Source organism: Streptomyces sp. NPDC005775 (assembly GCF_042871565.1).
Taxonomy (GTDB): domain Bacteria; phylum Actinomycetota; class Actinomycetes; order Streptomycetales; family Streptomycetaceae; genus Streptomyces.
In genome coordinates, this window is sequence record NZ_JBIAIU010000013.1 from 193,246 (window position 1) to 207,819 (window position 14,574).

The 14,574-nt window shown below is 73.0% G+C and carries 13 protein-coding genes; 12 read left to right on the forward strand and 1 reads right to left on the reverse strand.

All coding sequences use genetic code 11. The annotated features are described in order from the left end of the window. Positions 1 to 12: 12 nt before the first annotated feature. The 4 genes from ACFYPA_RS28005 to ACFYPA_RS28020 all read left to right on the forward strand — a co-directional run bounded on the left by ACFYPA_RS28005 (position 13) and on the right by ACFYPA_RS28020 (position 4,355). Entirely contained in the window at positions 13 to 279 is a 267-nt protein-coding gene (locus tag ACFYPA_RS28005; protein WP_359086088.1) for an acyl carrier protein, read from the forward strand. Then, complete coding sequence (locus tag ACFYPA_RS28010) at positions 272 to 1,495, forward strand: beta-ketoacyl-[acyl-carrier-protein] synthase family protein (RefSeq protein WP_359320114.1); 1,224 nt, start codon at positions 272 to 274, stop codon at positions 1,493 to 1,495. The genes ACFYPA_RS28005 and ACFYPA_RS28010 overlap by 8 nt, the downstream gene beginning before the upstream one ends. Next, on the forward strand, positions 1,492 to 2,616 hold the full coding sequence (locus tag ACFYPA_RS28015; RefSeq protein WP_389134871.1) for a beta-ketoacyl synthase N-terminal-like domain-containing protein: 1,125 nt from the start codon (positions 1,492 to 1,494) through the stop codon (positions 2,614 to 2,616). Before ACFYPA_RS28010 ends, ACFYPA_RS28015 begins: the two co-directional genes overlap by 4 nt. A 62-nt stretch (positions 2,617 to 2,678) precedes the next feature. Further along, entirely contained in the window at positions 2,679 to 4,355 is a 1,677-nt protein-coding gene (locus ACFYPA_RS28020) for an NAD(P)/FAD-dependent oxidoreductase (RefSeq protein WP_359320112.1), read from the forward strand. An 86-nt stretch (positions 4,356 to 4,441) separates the two neighbouring features. Here the strand turns inward: ACFYPA_RS28020 and ACFYPA_RS28025 are convergent, their stop codons facing one another. After that, positions 4,442 to 5,212, reverse strand: a complete 771-nt coding sequence (locus ACFYPA_RS28025; protein ID WP_359086080.1) for a 3-oxoacyl-ACP reductase family protein — start codon at positions 5,210 to 5,212, stop codon at positions 4,442 to 4,444. A 255-nt stretch (positions 5,213 to 5,467) separates the two neighbouring features. Here ACFYPA_RS28025 and ACFYPA_RS28030 point away from each other — a divergent pair, with 255 nt between their 5' ends. The 8 genes from ACFYPA_RS28030 to ACFYPA_RS28065 all read left to right on the forward strand — a co-directional run bounded on the left by ACFYPA_RS28030 (position 5,468) and on the right by ACFYPA_RS28065 (position 14,569). Beyond that, on the forward strand, positions 5,468 to 6,484 hold the full coding sequence (locus ACFYPA_RS28030; protein ID WP_359086078.1) for a Gfo/Idh/MocA family oxidoreductase: 1,017 nt from the start codon (positions 5,468 to 5,470) through the stop codon (positions 6,482 to 6,484). Next, positions 6,481 to 7,695, forward strand: coding sequence for an ATP-grasp domain-containing protein (locus ACFYPA_RS28035; protein WP_359086076.1), 1,215 nt, complete (start codon positions 6,481 to 6,483; stop codon positions 7,693 to 7,695). Before ACFYPA_RS28030 ends, ACFYPA_RS28035 begins: the two co-directional genes overlap by 4 nt. 39 nt (positions 7,696 to 7,734) lie before the next feature. Then, on the forward strand, positions 7,735 to 9,063 hold the full coding sequence (locus ACFYPA_RS28040) for a hypothetical protein (RefSeq protein ID WP_359086075.1): 1,329 nt from the start codon (positions 7,735 to 7,737) through the stop codon (positions 9,061 to 9,063). After that, the gene (locus tag ACFYPA_RS28045) at positions 9,050 to 10,324 is read left to right on the forward strand and encodes an MFS transporter (protein ID WP_359086073.1); all 1,275 of its coding nucleotides are present in this window, start codon (positions 9,050 to 9,052) and stop codon (positions 10,322 to 10,324) included. Before ACFYPA_RS28040 ends, ACFYPA_RS28045 begins: the two co-directional genes overlap by 14 nt. A 50-nt stretch (positions 10,325 to 10,374) precedes the next feature. Then, the gene (locus tag ACFYPA_RS28050; RefSeq protein ID WP_359086071.1) at positions 10,375 to 10,977 is read left to right on the forward strand and encodes a phosphoribosylanthranilate isomerase; all 603 of its coding nucleotides are present in this window, start codon (positions 10,375 to 10,377) and stop codon (positions 10,975 to 10,977) included. A 186-nt stretch (positions 10,978 to 11,163) separates the two neighbouring features. Further along, positions 11,164 to 12,576: an AMP-binding protein gene (locus ACFYPA_RS28055; RefSeq protein ID WP_359086070.1), complete on the forward strand. Its 1,413-nt coding sequence runs from the start codon at positions 11,164 to 11,166 to the stop codon at positions 12,574 to 12,576. After that, complete coding sequence (locus tag ACFYPA_RS28060) at positions 12,573 to 13,295, forward strand: hypothetical protein (protein ID WP_359086068.1); 723 nt, start codon at positions 12,573 to 12,575, stop codon at positions 13,293 to 13,295. The genes ACFYPA_RS28055 and ACFYPA_RS28060 overlap by 4 nt, the downstream gene beginning before the upstream one ends. Before the next feature lie 2 nt (positions 13,296 to 13,297). Next, positions 13,298 to 14,569: an amidohydrolase family protein gene (locus ACFYPA_RS28065; RefSeq protein ID WP_389134876.1), complete on the forward strand. Its 1,272-nt coding sequence runs from the start codon at positions 13,298 to 13,300 to the stop codon at positions 14,567 to 14,569. Positions 14,570 to 14,574: the final 5 nt, after the last annotated feature.

A 14,574-nucleotide genomic window follows, 5' to 3' on the forward strand; every position in this document is an offset into this window, starting at 1 on the left:
AAAGGACCCATCATGACCGTGCAGACCGTTGAACTGGATGCCGAGCTGCGGATCCGCGTCATGGACATCGTCAACGAGGAACTGGAACTGGAAGACGGTGAGCTGACCGACGACGGCCTGTTCATCGACGACTACGACAGCGACTCGCTCACGCTGATAACCGTGGTCTCCCGAATAGAGAAGGAGCTCGGCTTCGTCCTGCCCAAGGAGGAGCTGGAGTCCCTGACCACGCTCCGTGCGCTGCTGCTCGCCGTCGAGGGATGCGCGCGTAATGCCTGAGTCGACCTTGCGCCGAGTCGTCATCACGGGGCTCGGAGCGGTCAGCCCGGTCGGAATCGGCGTGCGGGACTTCGCCGATTCCCTCCGGGCGGGCCGGGTCGGCATCGGGCCGGCCCGCAGCTTCGACGCCACCCCCTTCCCCAGCCGCAAGGCAGCCGAGGTCGACGACTTCGACCCGGCCACCCTCCTGCACCACCTCGAACCGGACCGCTGGGGCCGCAGCGCGCTCCTGGCCGCCGCCGCCTCCCGGCTGGCGGTCGAGGACTCCGGCATCGACCCCGGACTGCTCTCCGCCGGCCGGTCCGGCTCGATCATGGGCACCACCAGCGGTGAGTCCGCGGTGGCCCAGAGCCTGGGCGGCCAGTGGGTCGACCAGGGCCTGAAGGGTCTGGAGCCGCGCCTGGTCGGGCAGTTGCCGGCCGGCCAGATCGCGGGCGCCGTCAACGCCGAACTCGGCCTGACCGGCGACGCGCAGACCATCCCGACCGCCTGCTCGGCCAGCAACTACGCGCTGGGGTACGCCTTCGACATGGTGCGCCTGGGCGAGGCCGACTTCATGCTGGCCGGTGGCGCCGACTCGGTGAACCGGCTGACCCATGCCGGGTTCTACGCCCTGGGCGCCATGGCCGAGGACCTGCCGCAGCCGTTCGACGCCAACCGTTCGGGCATCATCACCGGCGAGGGCGGGGCCGCGCTGCTGCTCGAACCGCTGGAGCACGCACTGGCCCGCGGCGCCCGCATCTACGCCGAGGTGCTCGGGTACGCGGCGAACTGCGACGCCTCCCACATGGTGCACCCGGACGCCACCAGCATCGCGGACTGCATCAAGGCGGCGCACCGCAACGCGGGCGTCGTCCCCGACCAGATCGACTACATCTGCGCCCACGGCACCGGGACACCGACCAACGACGCGACCGAGGTCCGGGCGGTCCGCCAGGTCTTCGGGGACCGGCTGCCGCCGATCAGCTCGATCAAGTCGATGCTCGGCCACACCATGGGCGCGGCCAGCGGCTTCGGCGCGATCGCCTGCTGCACCGCCCTGGAGCAGGGGTTCCTGCCGCCCACCGCGAACCTGGTCGAGACCGACCCGGAGCTCGGGCCCGGCGTGGACTGTGTCCCGGGCCGGGGCAGGGACGCCCGGGTGGAGATCGTCCAGAACCACGGCTTCGCCTTCGGCGGCAACAACGTCATCACCATCCTCGGGAGGTACCTGTGACCACGGCCCCGCCCGTGCAGCCCCTGCCGGTCGTCGGCGTCGGAGTGGTCTCCAGCGCGGGCTACGGGCTGGCGCCCCTGGCCGGAGCGCTGGAGGGGGTCTCCGCGCCGGGGCCCGCCGCAGATGCGGACGCGGCGTACCCGCCGCGTCCGGTCCGGCCCGTCCCCGGCTTCAAGGCCGCCGACCACCTGGGGCGCAAGGGCACCAAGAACCTGGACCGGCTCGCCGGCCTGAGCCTGGTCGCCTGCAAGCAGGCGCTCGAAGCGGCGGGCCCGGCCGCGGCCGGTACGGAACCGGCCAGGACCGGCGTGGTGCTGGCCACCAACACCGGCAGCATCCAGGGCTACTCCGACCTGCTGTACGAGACGCTCACCCTGGACAAGCCCTACCTGATCAACCCGGGCAAGTTCGCGGGCAGCGTCATGAACTGCAGCGCCGGGCAGATGGCCATCCGGCACGGGCTGAAGGGCCTGAACGCCACGGTCGCCGGCGGCCGCAGCGCCAGCCTCTACGCCTTCCGCCACGCGAGGCTCGCCATGGCGGCGGGGCGCGCCGAGGAACTGCTCGTCGGCGGCGCGGAGGAGCTCAGCGCCCCGGCGGCCTGGGCGTGGCACCACGCCGGGACGCTGCGGGAGGCCGCGCCGGTCGGCGAGGGCAGCGCCGTCTTCGTCGTCCGGGCCGAGGAGACCGCCGGGGAGCCGGTGCTCGCTGAGCTGCTGGCCTGCGAGGTCGGGTTCTTCGGCTGGACCGGGGTCAGCGGGCGGCCCGGTGCCCGCCGCGGCCTGACGGACGGCCTGGCCACCGCCATCACCCGGGCCCTGGAGCGCAGCGGGGTCGCGGCCGAGGACGTGGCCGACGTGTCCCTGGGCGCCGGTGACCACATCGGGCTGGACCGGGTGGAGGAGCGTGCCGTACGGCTCGCCCTCGGCCGGATGCCGGAGCAGGTGCGCGTCACCGAGGTGCTGGGTGAGACGTACAGCGCGGGCGGCGCGATGCAGCTCGCGGCGCTCCTCGCCCGCTGGCAGGGCTCACCGGGCAGCGGCGGCCCCCGGATCGGTCTGATCACCTCGGTCGGGCACGACGGCAACGCCGGTGCGCTGGTCGTACGCGAGCGGGTCTGAGCCCGCCGGAAGAGAACGCAGGGAACGCAGTCCCGCCTACAGGAACAGGACGGTTGAGCCGCATGGTGAAGCGGGATGAGTGGGACGCCATCGTCGTCGGAAGCGGTATGGGCGGCCTGGTGTGCGCGGCGTACCTGGCCGTGAGCGGCCGCCGCGTCCTCGTACTGGAACAGCACGACGTGGCCGGGGGGAACAGTCATGTCTTCCGGCGCCGCCGGGCCTACGAGTTCGACGTGGGCGTCCACTACCTGGGCGACTGCGGTCCGGGCGGGCTGCTGCCGGCGATCTTCTCCGGTCTGGGGCTCGACGGGCGGGTGGCGTACCGGGAGATGGACCGGGACGGCTTCGACCGGATCGTCCTGCCGGGGCTCACGGTGGACGTGCCCGTGGGCTGGGAGGCGTACACGAAGCGGCTGACGGCGGCGCTGCCGGCCCAGAGCGCCGGCATCGAACGGTTCACCCGGATCTGCGCGGCCGTCGCCGCGGAGACCCGTTCGATGATGCTGTCGGACGGTGAGCCGTCGCTGGCCGAGCTGCTGGCGCGTACGCCGGTCACCGCCGAGTGGGGCCGGCGCACCCTCGCCGAGCTCTTCGACCACTGCGGGCTGACACCGAGGGCCCGTACCGTGCTCGCCGCCCAGTCGCCCAACTACGGGATGGGGCCGCGCCAGGCCACCGTCTCCACCCACGCGGCGGTCACCGACCACTACCTGCGGGGCGCGTACTACCCCGAGGGCGGTGGCCAGGTGCTCGCCGCGGCGCTGGTCGAGGCGCTGGAGGCACACGGCGGTGAGCTGCGGACCAAACGCCGGGTGGAGCGCATCCTCGTCGAGGGCGGCAAGGTCACCGGGGTGGGGATGACGGACGGCGACGTCCACAGCGCTCCCCTGGTGGTGTCGAACGCCGACTACTCCCGCACCGTGTTCGACCTGGTGGGAGAGGAGCACTTCGGCCGCCGGGTGGTGTCGCGGACCCGGCAGGCGAAGATGGCGCTGCCGTTGGCCACGCTCTACATCGCGACGGACAAGGAGCTGCCGGCCCGCCCGAACGCGAACCTGTGGTGGTACCGGGACGACGACATCGAGAGCTACTACGAGCAGGTGGCGAAGGAGAACATCAGCCCGGTGCCCTTCCTGTTCGCCTCGTTCGCCTCGCTGAAGGACCCGGGCACCGCGGCGGTCTGTCCGCCGGGGCACAGCAACTTCCAGGTGATGACGCTGTGTCCGCCCGGATACGAGTACTGGGGGGTGAACAGCGGGCCGGCGGCCGGTGAGCGCTACCGGCGCAACGAGGGCTACCAGCGGCGCAAGGCCGAGCTGACCGAGGCGATGCTGAGCACGGCGGAGGAGGCGCTCGGCCCGTTCCGCGAGCACATCGTGCACCTGGAGACGGCGACGCCCATCACCCACGAGCGCTACACGCTCGCCACCGGCGGGACACCGTACGGCCTGGCCGAGTGGGGTGGCACGGGCAGCCGCCCCGACACCCGCACCAGCATCGAGGGGCTCCACATGGTGGGGACCAACACCCGTCACGGCACCGGGATCACCGGCTCCGCGGCCGGTGGCATGGCCCTGGCCGGGCAGATCCTGGGCCGCGGCCTCATGGCGGAGGTCCACCGGGGCGCGCTCCTGGGCGACCCGGACCTGCTGCCGGAGCGGGCGGAGGGCTGGGACCCCCTGGCCGTCTCCCGCGGCTCCGGCCGCCGCGATGCCCGGGGTCTGGCCCGGATCGGCTGATGCGAGGAACGGAGGAAGCCCCGGGGAGATGCTCCCCGGGGCTTCCTCCGTTCCCGTGCCGGCCGCCGCGTACGGGGCCCGCGGGCCTACTTGGGCCGGCCGAGGCCCAGCTGACCCGCCCAGCCGCCGTCCACGCGCAGCAGTTCCCCGGTGATGTACGTGGAGTCCTCACCGGCCAGGAAGGACACCGCGCCGGCCACCTGCTCGGGTGTGGCGAACTCCCGCAGCGGCAGCTGCCGTTTGATCGTCCGGCCGCCGTCCTTCTCCAGCAGCCCGCCGATCAGGTCGGTGGTGGTGAAACCGGCGAGGACCGCGTTGACCCGGACCTCGAAGCGGGCCAGCTCGACGGCGGCGGCCCGGGTGAAGGCGTTGACGGCCCCCTTGGACGCGGAGTAGTTGGACTGCCCGACCCAGCCGCCCTCGCCCATGACCGAGGAGATGTTGATGACGTTGCCGTCACGCTGGGACATGAAGTGCCCGGCGACGGCCCGGGTGCAGTGGTAGACGCCTCCGACGTTGACCTTGAGCACCTCCCACCAGTCCTCGGGCGCCTGGTCGAATATGAGCCCGTCCTGCGCCACTCCGGCGTTGTTCACCAGGATGTGCAGTCCGCCGAGGCCGGCCATGGCCTCGTCCACCAGCTGCTGGGCAGCGTCCGGGTCCGACACGTCGGCCTGCAGGGCGATCGCCCGCCCTCCGAGGGCGGTGATCTCCTCGACCGTCCGCTCGGCCTCGTCCTTGCGGGAGCGGTAGTTCACGGCGACCGCGGCACCGTCGGCCGCGAGACGGAGCGCGATGGCCCGTCCGATGCCGCGGGAACCACCGGTGACCAGGGCGGCCCGGCCTTCGAGGCTCATCAATTGACTCCTTCTTCAGGTGAATTGAATGGGTGCCGCAATTCCGAATACCTCGAACGAGCCTATCCACCCACCTTGTTGACAAAGGGCTCCGACCGATACCACCTCGGCGGCCGGTCATGTTCCTTTCGAGGCACCAAAGGCCGGCACAGCACCTTCCAAGTGGTCCGCCAGGGGTCCGGGGAATTGGCCTGGCAGCCCCTCCCGGCCCGCTGCGAAGCTCCTTTCACTACGACAGCGAAGGGCGGTAATCAGATGAGGAAGAAAGGCAATTCACCTTCCGTCATCGTCGGATACGGGCACGCGGGCCGCGATCTGCACCATCGCGCACTGCGGGACATCACCGGCGGCGCGTCGACGGTGATCGCCGTCGATCCACGCCCCGCCGAGGTGACGGGAGGGGAGTGGGTACCCGATGTCCGCGGCGCCGTGACGGCGCTCTGGGCGGCCGGGCACCGGGTGGCCGACGCCGTCTTCCACGTGGCGGTGCCGCCCGACGCACACCGGGACTGCCTGGAGCAGCTCCTGCGCGTCGGGGCCCAGCGCTTCATCCTGGAGAAACCGATCGCCCACACCGTGCAGGAGGCCGCCCACCTGGTGGACCTCACGGAGGCCACCGGCGCCGTGGTGCTGCCGATGAGCGTCTGGCCGGCCAGCAGGGTCACCGAGGCCGCCGAGGAGCTCGTCGCCTCGGGGACGATCGGAGAGCCGGTCTCGTACCACATGGAGCAGAGCAAGCCCCGCTTCCGCCGTTCGCTGCAGACCCATGGCCACGGCAGCGCCTTCGAGGTGGAGCTGCCGCACCAGCTGCTGCTCGCCCTGCACCTCGCCGGGCCCGTCGCGGAGGTGACCGGCTCACGCGGCTGGGACCTGCCCCTGCCGTCCGGCCGGCTCGCCCGCCTGGGCGGCGCCGAGGTCACGCTGCGGCACACCTCCGGCGTACGGACCACCCTCTACACCGATCTGGCCTCGCCGGTACGCCGCCGCCGCCTGCACATCCACGGCACCGAGGGCACGCTCGTGGCGGACTACCCCGTCTCCGGCGACGACGACTTCGGCCAGGTCCGCATCGCCGGGCGCCCGGTCCGCAGGGTCGTCCAGGACGCCCCGCTGACCCGGTTCATCGAGCAGGCGTACGCCCACTTCCGCGGCGAGTCCCCGGCGCCGCGCAGCGACCTCGCCCTGCACCTGGAGTCCATGGAACTCCTCGACACCGCCCGTGCCGCCGCGTTCGCGGACTCCGGCACCCCGGCCCCGCAGGAAGCAGCATGAGCACCGTTCTGATCATCGAGCCCCGCTCCTCCGGGCTGGAGCTGGTGACCCGGGCCCACGAACTCGGGCACACCGCCCTCGTCCTCAGCGCCCGCACCGGGCCCGGCACCACCCCGGCGAAGGCCGACCGGGTGATCACCGCCGACACCTCGGACCGGGAGGCCGTCCTCGACCTCGTCCGCGCGCTGCACGCCGAGACCCCGCTGGACGCCGTCCTGCCCGGCTTCGAGCACTTCGTCTCGCTCGCCGCCGACGCCGCCGCCGCGCTCGGCCTGCCCGGCATCGACCCGGCGGGCGTGGAGCCGCTGCGCCACAAGCACCGGATGCGCCGGGCGCTGGACGCGGCGGGGCTCGACCAGCCCGGGTACCGGATCGTCTCGACGGCGCGTTCGGCCGCCGCCGCGTACGCGGAGCTCGGACCGGTGTGCGTGGTCAAGCCGGTCGACCAGTCGGGGAGCCTCGACGTCCGCAGGGCCGGCTCCGAGGTGGAGGCCGTGGTCGCGTTCCGCAGGGCGCTGCGCTCCGGCCGGGCCGACGGATCGCGCGGCGGTCTCGGGCTGGTGCTGGTCGAGGAGTACGTCGAGGGCCCGGAGTACAGCGTCGAGGGGTACGTCGAGGACGGTCAGGTGCACGTCCTCGGCATCACCGAGAAGATCCTCGGGGCCGAACCGCACTTCGTCGAGGTCGGGCACATCGTGCCGGCCCAGCTGAAGACGCCTTCGGCCCACGCGATCAGGACGTACATCGCCCGCGTCCTGGACGCCGTCGCGCTGGGCATCGGCCCGTTCCACGCCGAGCTGCGGATGTCCTCGCGCGGCCCGCTGCTGATGGAGGTCGCGGCCCGGCTGCCCGGCGACCGCATCCCCGACCTGCTGCGCCTGGCGTGCGGCCACGATCTGTACGAGATCATGCTGCGCTGCTACCTGGGCCTGCCCAACCCCGAACCGGCCAGGCCCCGGACCGGCCCCCGGGCCGGCATCCGCTACTTCCTGCGGCCCGGTCTCGACACCTACCGCGAGTTCCGCGTCGACCCGGTGATCGAGTCCGATCCGCGGGTGCGCGAGATAGGCGTCCTCCTGCCGCCGGGCAGCACCCTCCCGGACCCCGGCAGCTCGGCGGGCCGACTCGGTTACGTGCTCGCCGCGGGCGCCACGTACCGGGAGACGGCGAGGGTGCTGCGACGGGCCGAGCGTGCCGTGACCTTCAGCTGAGCCATCCGCAAGGCCGTCCACGAACCATCCGGAGACCCGATGAACCGCCATGTCCTCATCATCAACCGCTGGACCAACTCCTTCGCCGAGTACCACCGTTACATCGACCACACCGTCGACCGCGTCGCCTACCTGACCACCGCGGCGGGCCGTCCGCCGCTCGACGAGGAGCTGGCGGAGGACATCCGGGTGCTGTCCGATCTCTCCGACACCGGCGAGGTCCTCGCGCAGACCGCACAACTCGTCGAGCTGTACGGACCGTTCACGCACGTCCTCGCGCTGTCCGAGTTCGACCTGGAGCCCGCGGGCGAGATCCGCCGGCACTTCGGCATCCCGGGGCGCGGCCCCCGGGAGGTCGCCGCCGTGCGGGACAAGGTCGTGATGAAGGGCCTGGTCGCGGCGGCCGGGCTGCGGGTGCCCGCCTACCGGGAGACACCGACGGGCGACGGGGTACGGGAGTTCGCCGCCCTGCACGGCTACCCGTTCGTACTCAAGCCGCGTGCGGGCGCCGACAGCCAGGGCGTGCACGTGGTGCGCTCCCAGGGGCAGCTGGACACCCTGCTGGACGGCGCGGACCTCGCCGACGCCCAGTGCGAGGAGTTCATCGACGGGGCGCTCTACCAGATCGACGGGGTGGTCCGGGGCGGCGAGCTGCTCACCTCGCGCGCCTGGCGCTGCGGCGGCAGCTGCCTCGACTTCGCCACCGGCACGGCCTTCAGCTCGGTCGCCAACGACGACCGGGACTTCGAGAAGCGGGTCACGGGCTTCGCCGAGCGCGTGTGCGCCGCCCTCTCCCTGACCGATGACGTCTTCCACCTGGAGGTCTTCCGCGAGGGCGAGGACGACGGCGACGACGACCTGGTGTTCCTGGAGATCGGGGCGCGGGCCGGGGGCGGTCAGGTCCGGGTCATCTGGGAGGAGGTGTACGGGGTCGACCTGGTCGCCGCGTCCGCACGGGTGCAGCTCGGCGAGGACCTGACGATCGAGCCGATGGACCTGGACGGTCCGGTCGCCGGGTATCTGATGATGCCCGAGCCGCCCGTGCGCCCGGCCGTCGTGGACGCGGTGACCTCGCTGGTGGGCCGGGTGCCCGCGCTCTGCTCCGAGACGCTGCCGCCGCCCGGGACGGTGCTCAGCGGGAACGGCGGCGCCGTACACACCGCCGGCACGTTCCGCTACCGGGCCGCCCGTTCGGCGGACGTCGAAGCGGCGATCCGGCAGACGCTCGCCGCCTACCGGCTCGACTGGCACCCGCAGGGCGAGCAGCCCTGCGACGCCGGAAAGTCCCACGACCACCCGCAGGGCGAGCAGCCCGCCGACGCCGGAAAGCCTGACGCCATCCGGGAGGCAGCCGATGTCGTCGGCTGAGCTCCTCGACCGGGCCGGGTCGCCGGCCCCGGAGCCGCCCCGCGGGCTGTGGCACCACCGGGACTTCCGCCGGCTCTGGGCCGGTCAGACGGTCTCCCTGCTCGGCTCCCGGGTCACCGAACTCGCGCTGCCGGTCACCGCGATCGTGCTGCTCGACGCGAGCCCCGCCCAGCTGGGGCTGCTCAACAGCGCCCAGTACCTGCCGGTGCTGTGCGTCACCCTGTTCGCCGGGGTGCTGGCCGACCGGGTGCGCCGCCGCCCGCTGATGATCACCGCCAACCTCGGGCGGGCCGCGATCCTCACCGCCGTACCGCTGCTCGCCTGGCTGGGCGGGCTCGGCGTCTGGGCCCTGTGTGCCGTGGCGTTCGCGACGGGGGTGCTCACCGCCCTGTTCGACGTGGCCTACCAGGCGTACGTGCCCTCGCTGGTCGCCAAGGAGCAGTTGGTGGAGGGCAACAGCAAGCTCCAGGCCAGCCGTTCGGTCGCGGAGACCGCCGGGCAGGGCCTGGGCGGGACGCTGATCCAGGCGCTCACCGCGCCCGTGGCCATCCTGGTCGACTGCCTGGGCTACCTCTTCGCGGCCGCCATGCTGCTGCGCATCCGCACCCCGGAGACGCGGCCGGTCCGCCCGGCGGGGGGCCGGTCCTCCGTGCGCAAGGACATCGCGGCGGGGCTGCGCATGACGCTGAACAGCCGGCTGCTGCGCGTGATCATGCTGCACGCGTCGCTGTACAACCTGCTCTGGGACGTCGTCCTGGTCGTCTTCCCGCTCTACGGCATCCGGGTCCTGCATCTCGGCCCGGCCGGGCTCGGCCTGATCATCGCGGTCGGCAGCATCGGCGCGTTCGGCGGCGCGCTGTCGGCGGGCCGGCTCGGGGAGCGGCTCGGGGTGGGCCGCGCCATGGTGTTCGGCATGGTGGTGGCCTCCTCCGCGACGCTGCTCCTGCCGCTCGCGCCCGGCTCCGGCAGCGGACTCGGCTACGCGCTCCTCGGAGCCGGGTACGTCCTCAACGGCTTCGGCATCGCGATCTTCAACATCCACTCGATCACGCTGCGCCAGGCGACCGTGCCCCCCGAGCTCATCGGCCGGGTCAGCGCCACCTTCCGGTTCCTGACCTGGGCGGTGATCCCGGTGGGCGGGCTGCTCGGCGGGCTGCTCGCGTCGGCGGCCGGTCCGCGGACCGCGCTGGCCCTGACGGCGGGCGGGCTGACCGCGGCGGCGCTGGCCTTCCTGTGCTCGCGCACCGCCGTCCGGTCGTAGCGGCCGGCCCTGACAGCATGGACATTCCCGTTCCGGATCCAGGAGAAGACATGTACATCAAGGTGTGCGGCCTGAGCCGCCCCGAGGACGTGGCGGCCGCCGTCGAGGCGGGGGCCGACGCGATCGGCTTCGTGCTCACGCCGAGCCCCCGCCAGGTCACCCCGGCCTCTGTCCGCGCCCTGACCGCCCTGGTGCCGGAGGGGACCGCCACGGTCGCCGTGTTCCGCGGCGAGCCCCTCGACGAGGTGCGCCGGGCCGCCGCCGAGGCGGGCGTCGACACCGTGCAGCTGCACGGCGGGGAGCCGCCCGAGGCGTTCGCCGCGATCCGCGCCGACGGGTTCCGGCTGATCCGGGCCACCTCCCCGGCCGCCGGCGGGGCGCCGCTGGAGACCGGTGCGTACGGCGAGGACCTGCTGATCATCGACTCGCCCCGGCCCGGCTCCGGCGAGCGCTGGGACCCGGCCGCGCTCGGCGTCTCCCCCACGGGCCCGTGGCTTCTGGCGGGTGGGCTGTCTCCGGACAACGTCGCCGGGGCGGTCACCGGTCTGCGGCCCTGGGGCGTGGACGTCTCCAGCGGCGTCGAGCGCACCCGCGGCGTCAAGGACACCGGCCTGATCAGGGAGTTCGTGGCAGCGGCCAGAGCGGCCGCGTGACCGGCCGGGCCCCTGTCCCACTGCCACCAAGAGCGAACGGACTGTCTCCTAAGGTGAATTGAGGGCGCGTCGGTGCGGCCCGCAGTATCGGATAGCCGCTTCCCGGACGCGTACGGGCGCACCCAGGCACCCACCTGGTGCACGGCACTGACGTCCACCGCACCCGTCGAATCACCTGGGGGATCCATGTGGCTGCCCACATCCGGGAAGCACCGCGACTTCATCGAGCGCTATCTGTCCCTGCACGACCGGTACACCGCGGGTGAGCTGGGCGACGCCGAGTGGCGCACATGGGCGCAGTCTCAACTGCGTGAGGTCGTCGCGCTCGCGCAGGACGGCTCGCCCTTCTACGCCCGGCACCTGGCCGGTGTGCCGGCCGCCCGGCTCACCCTCGACGACGTGAGCTCGCTGCCCTTCACCACGAAGGACGACCTGCGCACGGCCATGTCCGACGTCCTCAGCCGTGATCTCGACGAGGCGTGCTTCTTCTACGAGACCACCGGCACGACCGGGCCGGCCACCCCCTGCCCCCGTGACCCGCGCGAGGTCGTCGCCTCCAACGCCCATGTGACGGAGAGCTGGCGGAACATCTTCGCGGACGTCTTCGGCGACCGGGCCCCGCGCGTCGGCGTGATGGGCCCCACCGAGGTGCACTCGCTCGGCGACACCCTCGGCGACGTGGCCCGCAACGTGGGCTCGGCCGTCGCCAAGATCTGGCCGTACTCCCCCGTCATCGGCTTCCCGAAGGCGCTGCAGCTCATGCGGGACCTGGCCCTGGACGTGGTGTTCTGCACCCCCAACGTGGCCCTCTCGCTCGCCCGGGCCGCCCGTGAGCTGGGGCTCGACCCGCGCCGCGACTTCGCCGTCAAGGTCTTCCTGGTCACCGGTGAGATGTGCACCCCCGACCTGGCCCGCCAGATCGACCAGGCCTGGAACGCCCGCACCTACAACGCGCTCTACGGCTCGCAGGAGACCCTGGTCGTCGCCTCGGCCTGCGCGCACGGCCGGCTCCACCTGGCCCGGCCCAACTACATCGCCGAGCTCGTCGATCCGGACACCGGCGCACCCCTCGGCGACCGGGGCACCGGGGAGCTGGTCGTCACCATGCTGATCGACGGCATCAAGCCGCTGATCCGCTACCGCACCGGCGACCTGGTCGAGCTCGCCGACAACACGTGCGGCTGCGGCATCCGGGGGCCCGTCATCCGGGTCGTCGGCCGCACCCGCGACCGCATCGTGCTCGGCGGCCGGAGCTACCAGGCCTGGCAGATCGAGCAGGCCGTCCTGCGGCGGATCGACCACAGCTACGGCTACCAGGTCGTCATCGACCGGGCCGAGGACGGCGAGGACCTGCTCACCGTCCGCCTCGACCTGCCCGAAGGGGCCGTACAGGGGCTGGAGGCCGCGCACGCGGCACGGGTCGCCGACGCCCTCGGGGTGCGCTGCCGGGTGGAGCTGCCGGACGAGCTGGACCCGGTCACCACGACCGGGGCCTTCGTCAGCTGGAAGGCGGCGCGCATCCACGACCGGCGCACCGCCGTCGACCACGAGACGGCCGCCGCCCGCCGGCTCGCCGGGGCCAGGGGGCACCGCGCATGACCGAGCCACTCTTCCGCGGCCTGGGCTTCCGCGACTCCGACGCGGACGCCGACTCCGACGCGACGCCGTTCCCCATCCTGTGGGAGCCCGCCCGGATACCCCACTCGCCGCTGCTGCGACCCGGCACCCTGCGGGTCGGCACCCTCGGCCCGGACGGCACCACCTCGATGGTGGCCCTGGGCCGTCTCGGGCACCGGCTCGCCCACCTGGGCGGCCCCGTCGTGGAGCCCGTGCCGTACGACTCCTTCGAGGAGCTGCTGGCCGCCGTCGGCAGCCGCGGCGGACCCGCGTACGCCCTGGTGCCGGGCGCCGCCGAGTGCGCGACGCGCTTCTTCTGGTCGCCCCGGCTGCGGCTGGACGCCACCTTCTCCTCGCCGACGCCCGAGTACGGCATAGCGACCCCGTCACCCGGTCTGCGCGAGGGGGTCCTGCGGCTGGCGACCCTGCACGAGACCCGCCGTCTGGTGGAGCTGCTCGACGGGGCCGAGGGCGGGCGGGGCGGTTACGACATCGCCTGGGTGCCCGCCGAGTCCACCATGCACGCCGCCCAACTGGTCGCCGAGGGACGCGCGGACGCCGCCGTCACCAACGAGCCCGGACGCGTCGCGCACCGACTGGAGTTCCAGGTCTCACGGCCGGGCGTCCCCATGGTGTGGATGGTCTTCGGACCCGCGGTACTCGCCCGGCCCGAGCCGACCCGTCAGCCCCTGGGGAGTTGATCATGACCACTGACCGCCGACTGCTGCTGCACGACGTCACCGTCCAGGAGGGGCTGGGCCGCGCCTCGCTGCCCGCCCGCTCGGTCCTGGTGACCGGCGACCGCGTCGAGGCCGTCCTGCCGGCCGCCGAGGCACCCGCCGAGGGCGACTTCGTCCGCTGGGACCTGGCCGGGGCGACGGTGATGCCCGGCATGACACTGGGCCACACCCACATCGCGTACGTGAACGTCACCACCGGGCGCGAGACCCTGTTCAAGTACCGGGTGCCCGAGGTCGCGCTGCATGCCGCCCGGCACGCGGCGGACCTGCTGAGCTGCGGATACACCGCGTTCGTCGGGGCCGGATCGGTCGCCGGGATCGACATGGCGCTGAAGAACGCCATCGAGGCCGGGGTCATCGCCGGCCCGCGCATCACCCCGTGCAGCCGCGACCTGATGGTGTCGGGCCCGCCGGGACGGCGCTCGCCCGAGCTCAAGGAGCGGATGCCGCGCGAGCTGATGCCGGTCGTCGACGTGCTGGGCGACCTCGTGAAGTACACCGAGGAGGAGATCGACGAGGGCGCGGAGATCATCAAGGTCTTCTCGTCCGGCGACGACACGTTCCCCAACGCCCGCTCCGAGGAACTCCTCTTCACCCGTGAGGAGTTGTCCCTGGTCGTGGAGACCGCGCACCGGCGCGGCGCCCGGGTCCGGGCACACTCCCGGGGGCTGGCCGGCATCCGCAACGCCCTGGCCGCCGGGGTCGACGTCATCGACCACGCCACGTACGCGGACGACCGGGCGCTCGACGAGATCGCCGAGCGGGGCGTGTTCGTGGTGCCGAGCCTGTTCCAGCCCGACCGGCTGCTCGCTCTCGGGGAGCGGTTCGGCAAGGCGCCCGACTACCTGGAGTCGCTCGACTTCCGGGACGAGATCGAGAACACCCTGCGCTTCCTGCCGCTGGCCGAGGACCGCGGCATGAAGATCGTGCCGGGCGACGACTTCGGCTTCGCCTGGACCCCGCACGGGACCTACGCGGACGAGCTGGTGATGTACGTGGAGCGGGCCGGGATCGCGCCGGAGACGGTCATCAAGTGGGCCTGTGCGCACGGGGCCGAGCTGGCCGGGCGCGGCGCGGACGCCGGGGTGGTGGCCGCGGGCCGCCTGGCCGACCTGGTGGTGTGGGACCGCGACCCGGCGGCCGACATGACGATGCTCCAGGACAGGGGCGCGCTGCGTTCGGTACTGGTCGGCGGGCGGCACGCGGCGGGCCCGGTGGCACCGCCCGCCCGCTGAACCGG